At 28.8% G+C, this 9424-nt stretch carries 9 protein-coding genes and 1 pseudogene; 7 read left to right on the plus strand and 3 right to left on the minus strand.

What is annotated here, in order from left to right:
* Window positions 1-51: 51 nt before the first annotated feature.
* The 5 genes from KQ44_RS15065 (at window position 52) to KQ44_RS15070 (ending at window position 5142) form a co-directional block, all read left to right on the plus strand.
* Window positions 52-213 (plus strand): hypothetical protein, encoded by a 162-nt coding sequence (locus tag KQ44_RS15065; protein ID WP_240516579.1) that lies wholly within the window; start codon window positions 52-54, stop codon window positions 211-213.
* Window positions 214-421: 208 nt separating this feature from the next.
* Entirely contained in the window at window positions 422-1021 is a 600-nt protein-coding gene (locus KQ44_RS09615) for an NlpC/P60 family protein (RefSeq protein WP_096737210.1), read from the plus strand.
* Between the two features lie 96 nt (window positions 1022-1117).
* On the plus strand, window positions 1118-1804 hold the full coding sequence (locus tag KQ44_RS09620) for an NlpC/P60 family protein (protein WP_096737211.1): 687 nt from the start codon (window positions 1118-1120) through the stop codon (window positions 1802-1804).
* Window positions 1805-1853: 49 nt separating this feature from the next.
* Complete coding sequence (gene ftsH / locus KQ44_RS09625; RefSeq protein ID WP_096737212.1) at window positions 1854-3959, plus strand: ATP-dependent zinc metalloprotease FtsH; 2106 nt, start codon at window positions 1854-1856, stop codon at window positions 3957-3959.
* A 79-nt stretch (window positions 3960-4038) separates the two neighbouring features.
* Window positions 4039-5142, plus strand: a complete 1104-nt coding sequence (locus KQ44_RS15070; protein WP_096737213.1) for a site-specific DNA-methyltransferase — start codon at window positions 4039-4041, stop codon at window positions 5140-5142.
* A gap of 38 nt (window positions 5143-5180) precedes the next feature.
* Here KQ44_RS15070 and KQ44_RS15075 read toward each other — a convergent pair.
* The 3 genes and pseudogenes from KQ44_RS15075 to KQ44_RS09645 form a co-directional block, all read right to left on the minus strand.
* Window positions 5181-5873 (minus strand): annotated as a pseudogene (locus KQ44_RS15075) (MamI family restriction endonuclease); the annotation flags it as partial.
* On the minus strand, window positions 5845-6087 hold the full coding sequence (locus KQ44_RS09640) for a helix-turn-helix transcriptional regulator (protein WP_096737215.1): 243 nt from the start codon (window positions 6085-6087) through the stop codon (window positions 5845-5847). The gene KQ44_RS09640 and the pseudogene KQ44_RS15075, both read right to left, overlap by 29 nt.
* 245 nt (window positions 6088-6332) lie before the next feature.
* On the minus strand, window positions 6333-7319 hold the full coding sequence (locus KQ44_RS09645; protein ID WP_096737216.1) for a P1 family peptidase: 987 nt from the start codon (window positions 7317-7319) through the stop codon (window positions 6333-6335).
* Between the two features lie 429 nt (window positions 7320-7748).
* Here KQ44_RS09645 and KQ44_RS15420 point away from each other — a divergent pair, with 429 nt between their 5' ends.
* Both KQ44_RS15420 and KQ44_RS09650 read left to right on the plus strand, forming a co-directional pair.
* Window positions 7749-7874 (plus strand): hypothetical protein, encoded by a 126-nt coding sequence (locus tag KQ44_RS15420; protein WP_276307038.1) that lies wholly within the window; start codon window positions 7749-7751, stop codon window positions 7872-7874.
* Between the two features lie 12 nt (window positions 7875-7886).
* Window positions 7887-9392 carry a sodium:solute symporter family protein gene (locus tag KQ44_RS09650; RefSeq protein ID WP_096737217.1) on the plus strand — a complete coding sequence of 502 codons (1506 nt, stop codon included), beginning with the start codon at window positions 7887-7889 and terminating at the stop codon, window positions 9390-9392.
* Window positions 9393-9424 lie beyond the last annotated feature (32 nt).

Consider the following 9424-nt stretch of genomic DNA (forward strand, 5'->3'; position numbering starts at 1 on the left):
GGTTTATTGATAGTAATGTAAGAGAAATATATCTATACAGAAAAATATACTATGATTTTTTTCACGAGAGAGTATGTTGTATTAAACTCTGAAACTATGCGTGAAATAAGAAATACAAATCTTAGAGCTTTAATGAGAAATGTTACTTCAATTAATAGAATAGAAGTAATTAATATAAATAAATTAAATCAAAAAAATAATTTTTTACTTTAAAACAAGACTATCACTACAGTTTCAAAATGCTTATCCGTATTTATCTGTATTTTTTAATATTATAACTCCAATACAATATAGGATAAAATGGCTTAAATCAGAAGAATTTAATATAAAAGAATTATATTATAACAATATGTAGACTATTATTTATAATTAAAAATCCGATTTATAATAGAAAATTAATTTTTATATAGGAGGATTAATAATGCGTTTCAATATTACTGTTTTTATAGCTCTGATGTATTTCTTTACACAGGTATTATTTTCACAAAATAATGAAAGAGATGAAATAGTAAAATGGGCTAATTATTATATGAATAAGCATTATAAGTATAATCAAAGCGATACTATTACTAATCCTTTTACAAAAGAAAAGAAAAAAGTTAATTTTGATTGTTCTGGATTTGTAGCAGCGGTTTACTTTACAGCAATTGAAAAACCAAGTATAAAATTAAGCGGCTCTACTGCAAATATATTTTATCTATTATCAAAAGAAAATAAAACTTATAAAAATACTCTTCCAAATATAGGGGATATAATATTTTTTGACGGTACTACATCTCCAGACAAAAAACTTACTCATTCTGGTATAGTAATAAATGTTGATGAAGATGAAACTATTACATATATACATGCCTCAACGAGTAAAGGTCCTATTTTAGGATACATGAATTTAAAATATCCAGACTTAGCTAGAAAAGACGGTAAAGTTATTAATAGTTACATTAGAGGAGGAAAAGTACCTTATTCTTTAGCCTCTTACTGCTTTAATAGTTATGGCACTATTTTTGAAAAGCCAAATTAAAATTTAATAATAAATGATAAAATAAGAATATTGTAAATTGTATTGACTTTTTGCTGATATCTTATAAAATAATTTTCTATTATAAGAGTGTGTTTTATGCGTTTTTATATTGCTGTATTAATATTATTTATAACGTTATTATCTTCTATATCATTCGCTCAAACTTACGGCTATGATAAAGAGTATCAAAAGCAGCTTAAAGAAAGCGGTGTAGAGATAACGGATAAACAAAAAGCTCAGGTTAGAGAAGATATAAAAAAATGGGCTAACTTTTATCTGAATAAACATTATAAATATAATGAAAAAGCTCAATTAACTCACCCTAATTCAAAAGAGAAAAAAACTTTCAATTTTGATTGTTCAGGTTATGTAGCAGCAGTTTATTGGACTTCGAATATAGCAGTATTTGAAAAGCAGGCTATTTTGGATTCTGGAGGCGTAAAAACTATATATGCCACTTTATCAAAATACAAAAAGATATACAGCGGAGTACTGCCTAATGTAGGAGATATAATAATGTTTGATAGAACTACATCAGACACCAAAAAACTCACACATGCAGGTATAGTAATAGATATAGATGAAGATGATACTGTAACTTATATTCATGCCTCAACAAGTAAAGGTCTTGTTTTGGGATATATTAACCTAAAATATCCAGACCTTGCTAGAAAAGACGGAAAAATAATAAACAGTTATCTTAAAAGTGGAGGAGGTGCTAACGCTTTAGCTTCCCACTGTTTTAATAGTTATGGTACTATATTGGATATACCAGAAAAATAATTACTTTGTATATTTATAAATAAATACAAAAGATAAATTTGGAGAATACATGAACAATAACAGCAAAAAGAACAAAAACAATAGAAGACAATCTATACCGCAATCTGGCGGAGGCGGAAATCAAATAATCATTATACTACTTCTTACTATGGTTGTAGTAATGGCTATAATGTATTTCCAAAAATCACCCCAAGTTAAAGCTGAGGAATGGGATTATTCTACTGTAGTACAAAAAGTTAAAGAAGGGGTTGTCAAAGAAGTAACTATAGTAGATCAAAACATAAGAAACGGAAAAGCTATTGAAACTGTTAATGGTAAAATAACAGAGATAAACTTCTACTCATATATACCTTTTACAGCAAGCGGTTTTGTTAATCTGCTTATAGAAAATAATGTAAAGGTAAGAGGAGAAGCTGAAAAACCAAGTTATCTGAGTCTTATACTTGTAAACTTGCTTCCAATACTATTAATAGGATTTTTACTTTGGTTTTTTATGTTCAGACAGGTACAAGGCTCTAATAACAGAGCTATGAGCTTTGGTAAAAGCAGAGCAAGGCTTCTTACTAAAGAAGATGTAAAAGTAACTTTCAAAGATGTTGAAGGCTGTAAAGAGGCTAAAGAGGAATTACAGGAAGTTGTACAGTTCTTAAAAGATGCTAGTAAATTCACTAAACTAGGTGCTAAAATACCTAAAGGTGTATTATTAGTAGGTCCTCCTGGCACTGGTAAAACTTTACTTGCCAAAGCTGTTGCAGGTGAGGCTAATGTGCCATTCTTTAGTATGTCTGGTTCTGAGTTTGTTGAGATGTTTGTAGGAGTTGGTGCTTCAAGGGTAAGAGATTTATTCGAACAAGGAAAGAGATCTGCTCCTTGTATCATATTTATAGATGAGCTTGATGCTGTAGGAAGAACTAGAGGTGCAGGATACGGCGGCGGTCATGATGAAAGAGAACAGACATTAAACCAAATGCTTGTTGAAATGGACGGTTTTAATACTGATACTAGAATCATCATATTTGCTGCTACTAACAGACCTGATGTACTTGACCCTGCTTTGCTTCGTCCGGGAAGATTTGACAGACAAGTTGTTGTGGATTTGCCAGATGTTAAGGGAAGAGAAGGAATATTTAAAGTTCATATTTCAAAAATACAGCATGATCCTTCTATAGATTTGTATCATTTAGCTAGAGCTACTCCTGGTTTCTCTGGAGCTGATATTGCTAATATGGTTAATGAGGCTGCTTTAATTGCTGCTAGAAATGATAAACCAAGAGTAGAGCTTTCTGACTTTGAAGAGGCAAGAGATAAAGTTATGATGGGTCCTGAAAGAAGAAGTATTTTGATAAGCGAGAAAGAAAAATTAAATACAGCCTATCATGAAGCAGGTCACACTTTAATGGCAGTTCTTCTTCAAAATACTGATGCTTTGCATAAAGTTACTATAGTTCCTAGAGGAAGAAGTTTAGGTGCTACTTGGACATTGCCTTCTGACGGAAGATATACTCTTCAAAGAAAAAAGGCTGTTGATGAAATGTCTTTACTTCTTGGAGGACGTGTTGCTGAAGAGTTCAAATTTGGTGAAGATTCTGTTACTACTGGTGCTTCTAATGATATAGAAAGAGTTACAGAACTTGCAAGAAGAATGGTATGCGAATGGGGTATGAGTAAACTTGGTCCTATATCATTCGGACAAAAAGAACAGCCTATATTCTTGGGTAAAGAAATAGCAAGACATAAAGACTACAGCGAAGAGACTGCTCAGAAAATAGATGAAGAAGTTCATAAGTTTGTAATGAAAGCATACGAAAGAACTAAAAAATTAATAGCTGAAAATGCTGATAAGTTTGAGGCTTTATCTAGAGAATTATTTGAAAAAGAATCTCTCGATATAGAAGATATAGAGAGAATATGCGAAGTAAAATTGGATAAAGTTAAAGACAAATTAGTTTATGCTGGTAAAGACCCTAAAAGGGGAACTGACGAGCTTGAAGACCCTTCTGCTTATCAAGAGGGAGAAGTAAAAAGCGTTAAAGAAGAAGTATTTAACTCTCCTCTTAAAGTGAAAGCAGAAAACAAAGAAGAAGTTAAATCAATAAAAAAATCTAGTGTAAAAAAAGTATCTTCTTCTAAAAAGAAAAAAACAACAGAAGAATAAATATTTAATTTAATTAATAAAAGTTCTAGATTTTAATATAAAACTAGAACTTTTATTATCCATTATAAATGGGGAAAATGTGAATTCAGAAATTATTAATGGTGATTGTATTAGAGAACTGGCATATTTCAAAGATAATTATTTTGATTTGACAATTGCTGATCCTCCATATTGGAAAGTGATAAATGAAAAATGGGATTATAAATGGAAAACAGAAAACGACTATATAGAATGGTCAAAAATATGGATTAAAGAAGTATATAGAACTTTAAGATATGGTGGATCATTTTACATATTTGGATATTTTAGAACATTATCACTATTGATACAATATTTACAAGAGATAGGGTTTAGTATTAGGCAGCAAATTATAATTAATAAAGGAATAAAATCGATTGCTGGAAGAGCTACAAAAAATTATAAAATGTATCCAAATGTTACTGAAAGTATACTATTTTTAATAAAAAACAATATACCATATTCTAAATCAATATTAAAAAATAGGCAAAAAATTTTAGGATTAACTTCTAAAGAAATTAACGAAGCTATAGGAGTAAAATCAAATGGTGGAGGAATGTGGAGTATATACACAGGAAATAATGTGTGTGAACAATTTCCTACATATGAAATTTGGGATAAATTGCAAAAAATTTTGAAATTTGATATACCTTACAATAAAATAGCACAAACATTTAATGTTGAAATGGGAATAACTGATGTATGGGATGATATAGATTTTTATTCAGAAGAAAGATATCATCCAACACAAAAACCACTGAAATTAATTGAAAGAATAATTAGATCTAGTTCAAATATTAATGATAATGTACTAGATCCATTTGCAGGAAGTGGTACTACTTTAATTGCTTGTAATAATACAAATAGAAATTCTATTTCTATAGAAATAGAAAGTAAATATATAAACAATATAAAAAAAAGATTGATGAACTCAAATATACAAAAGAATTATTTTAAACCTTATGTAGTTTTTTTACTGTTGTTTTTCATATTTTTATCAGTTTCTCTCAAAGATAATAAAGCTCTCATTTTTTCATCTATAAAAGATAGATTTTTTATATCTATTTTATTAGATTTTAATATATTCTTTTCTTTAGTATTTAATAATTCTATTGGCATATTTTCTGACTCAATTTTAGTTCTATCAATATCAGGTTTTACATAATGTATTATTCTTATATCAGGATTATCTGATAAACTATTGTTTATATTACATTCAAAAGTTTTTATTGGATTACACATATAGAAAGGAAAATTATCTGGAAATAAATTTTTTGGTGCTGGATTAGAATTATTATCTACTTTTTTATGGGCTTCATAAAGATACTTATAATAATTTTCCAATAAAGTCCTAAAATTTTTATTCCTATCAGATTTTAACCATATTTCAAAAGCCCTAATACGTAAATCATTAAAATTATTTGATTTAAATTCTTTGTAGTCTGAAACTATAAAGATAAAACGAGGAGTTTCATTTAAAGCCATATTCAATTCATCACGTGTCCTTATAGATATTAACCATTTAGAATCATTATTCCTTTTTATATTTTTTGAACCGCATACTTTACAATTATCATATATTCTCAAAACATTATTTTTACAATCCATACATTTATCAGATTGATCAATTTTATTACATCCTTTTACTTCTGATTTATCAATTAAGTCATCACCTCTAGCTCCAGTTGCTGTACCCTTCATTCCTGTTATTAGTGAAGCTAAATGTTGAAATGTATAACCTATTTTTAGATTTGGAGTTTGATTTGTAATTTGAGACCAATAATGTGCTTTTTTTCTTGGATAAACAATCATATCATATATAAATTCTATTATTTTTTCTTCACTACTATTAATTGAAATAAGTTTTTTATCTGGTTTCATCATCTTTAATATCATCAATAAAAATATTTGAGTCAAAAAATTCAGTCAAAGTGATATTAAAAGATTTACATATTTTATTAAGATTTACTATAGATATATTTCTATTTCCATTTTCAACGCTAGCTAAATAACTTCTATCAATATTAGCATTAAAAGCACATTTTTCTTGAGAGATATTTCTTTTTAATCTTAATTCTTTAATTCTATTACCTACTTGTTTTTTGATCATACATTACTTTATATAATTAATTAATAAAATCAATAGACTATAAGTAACAATTAATGAATTAATATAAATAAAATTACTAACTGTATAAAAATACAAAATTACAACAATATATATTATATTTTTATTAATCTATTCTGCCCGCCCACCCCAAATCTATTTTTTTATTAGACAAAATTAAAAAACTAGAAGAGTCAAATTTAATAAGCACTTCAGTTTGTTTTTAATAAAATGTTTAAATTAATTTTTTAATTTTTTATTATATCTCTATAAGATTTAAAACCATAAGAAGCCTCAGCATTTTTAACAGCACTATTAATAGCCCTTCCCATAACTATTGCAGCAAGAGTTCCAACAGAATCTAAACTAGCATTAATATCTCCGACACTCATAGCATAAATACTATCTCCATCTACTGTAGTGTGTACTGGTTTTATAGCCCTAGCAAAACCGTTATGTGCCATAGAAGCTATTTTTCCCATTTGGGACTTTGTAAACTTGGCATTGGTTATTACAGCTCCTATTGTGGTATTTGTAACTATATTATTTTTAGAAGTGAAAGATAAATTATTATTCTGCGTTATTTTTATAAGCTCCTCTTCAGAACTTCTAAATCCATCTTTGTTTTCATTGAGAAGCCCTGAAATCATTTTACCGCTGTCATAATCATAAATATCACCAAAAGCATTAACTGATACTATAGCCCCCACCTTAACATCATCAACTTGAACTGCATAAAAACCAAGTCCAGACTTCATAGCATAATCAGCACCAAGTATTTTTCCAACACTAGCACCAGTACCTGCTCCATAATTACCCATTTTAGGATTATTACTTTCAGAATTAATACAAGCCTCATAAGCCATATTAATATCGGGACGGACTCTATAATCTCCAACACGCAAATCAAATATGCAAGACTGACAAACTAAAGGAACCTTTGTAACTCCTACATCAAAACCAATATTTCTTTCTTCTAAATACTTCATAACTCCTCCAGAAGCATCAAGACCGAAAGCACTTCCTCCGCTTAAAAGTACAGCATGTATAACTTCAGCAGAAGCAAATGGTTTTGTAAGTTCGCTTTCTCTTGAAGCAGGTCCACCTCCCCTAACATCAAGTCCAGTAACAGCACCTCGCTCACATATTATAACTGTGCATCCTGTTGCTGCTTCTTTATTCTGAGCATTGCCTATTTTGATATTTTCTATATCTGTTATTTTTATCTCTTTCATAAAATATGTCCTAATTTTATTTAATTTTTTTATAAATATATGGCGATATTATATACTAAATTGATATAATTGTATAATTTTTTTAGTTGACAAAAAAATTAAAAGTTGTATACTTACGCTAAGTAGAAATATTATGTTTTACTTGATTGGGCATTTTTATAACTTTTTATATATGCATCAATTTTGGAGTATTTAATAATGAAATATCTAAACATTAACAAATATTCTTCTTCTATCAATGAAGTATCATATCATACATTAGCTCTATTAAGGTGATAGAGTACCTTTTATTTTATCAAATAAAAATTAATTATTTTTTTATATCATACGCAAAAAAATAATTGATAATATTCATAAAACTTACAATAAACCAAAATATATTAATAGATTATTACTTTAAGTATTAATTCATCATTAAAGGAGTAAATTATGACAGGTTCATGGCTTATGGATTATTTTATTTATGGCTGTGTAATATTAATGATAGTGCCTATTACAGCATGCATTTTAAGAGCTTTAAAAAATAGTAAAAAAATTAAAAAAATAGTTATTTAGGAGATAATAAAAATGATTACAAATTGGGTTATATTGATAATTTCTTCTATTGCCCTTATAGCAGTAGGTTACTGGTCGCAGTTAAAAATTAAAGAGGGAGCTTCAGAAGGTTTTTTACTTGGAGCTAAATCAATAGGTGCTTTTGTGGGAGCAGGCACATTAATGGCTACAGGGTACAGCGGATGGGGATTTATAGGATCTCCAGGTACAACATATGCCTATGGAGCTATAGAAATATTTGCTAATTTCTTCTTTGCTCCTGCTATTACTTTCGGAACTTTATTTTTTGCAGGCTTTATGAGAAACAGAGCTGAAGAAAGCGGCGGATTTACCGTACCAGAATATATTGCTAAAACTCATCATGGCAGCGATAAACAAAAAAGAATAGTTCATGGCTTTGGAGGAGTTGCTACTTTTGTATTTTTATCTGTTTATATAATAGGTCAAATAAGAGCTATAGGTTTAGTTGGATCTCAATGGCTTGGAATATCTGAACATACTGCTTCAATTATATTAATGATTGTAATAATTATATTCACTGTTCAGGGCGGACTTTTGGCTGTCGCAATAACTGATACTATAATGTGTATAGGAATGTTAATTGCTTCTATAATAGTTTATTTAACCATTGTAAAAGATATACCTATGCTTGAACTTATTCAAAAAGTAGGAGAAATAAAACCAGAGTTTATTAATCCTGATACTTCTGTTCCTTATGGTAATGCTAAATACAGTGTATTTTTAGTTTTTATATATGCATTTTTATTTACTACAACCCTACCCTACATGTCGGTAAGATTCTTGTCATTTAAGAAAAATGTAAATATACCATTAATGTCTTTATATATGGCACCTATGGGGATAATACTAAGTTTGGTACCTATAGCAGGACTTTATATGTTTTACAAAAATCCTAATTTACAAAACCCAGACAGTGCTATGCCTGTATTTTTAACAACATATCTTCACCCTGCAATAGGAGGTATGATAATACTGTTTATATTATTTGCTATGCTTTCAACTATAAGTTCTGTTTTGCAGGCTCTAGCCTCTTCGCTTTCTCATGATTTGGTAGTATCTATTACAAATAAACCAGAAAAAAGCAGTCCTATGACTAACAGAATCGGAGTAATATTTACTGGTGTATGGGGACTTATACTTACATATCTTGCCCCTCAGGGAATGCTTAATAAAATAGCATATATAGGAACAGGCGGACTTATAGCTATGTTTGTAGGTCCTATAATGATGAGAACTATTGTAAAAGCTAATATTACATCTGCACTTTTATCTATGATTGTGGGGTTGATAACAAGTACTATATTTATATTAAAACTTAATATAGGCTGGGTAGAAGCTCCTATATTCGCAGGACTTATAGGTTCTGGGGTTTATGTAGTATATGGTTTTATAACTAACGGTATGAAAAGAATACCTGAAGAAGAAAAGATAAAAGAAAGCAAGAATAATATTCAAACTGATAGAAAAAAAATAGAAGAAGCTGAAGAGACTATATAAAACATATAAAAAATTAAGCAGAAATTATATCT

Origin of the sequence: Brachyspira sp. G79 (assembly GCF_002379365.1) — a bacterium.
Classification (GTDB): domain Bacteria; phylum Spirochaetota; class Brachyspiria; order Brachyspirales; family Brachyspiraceae; genus Brachyspira.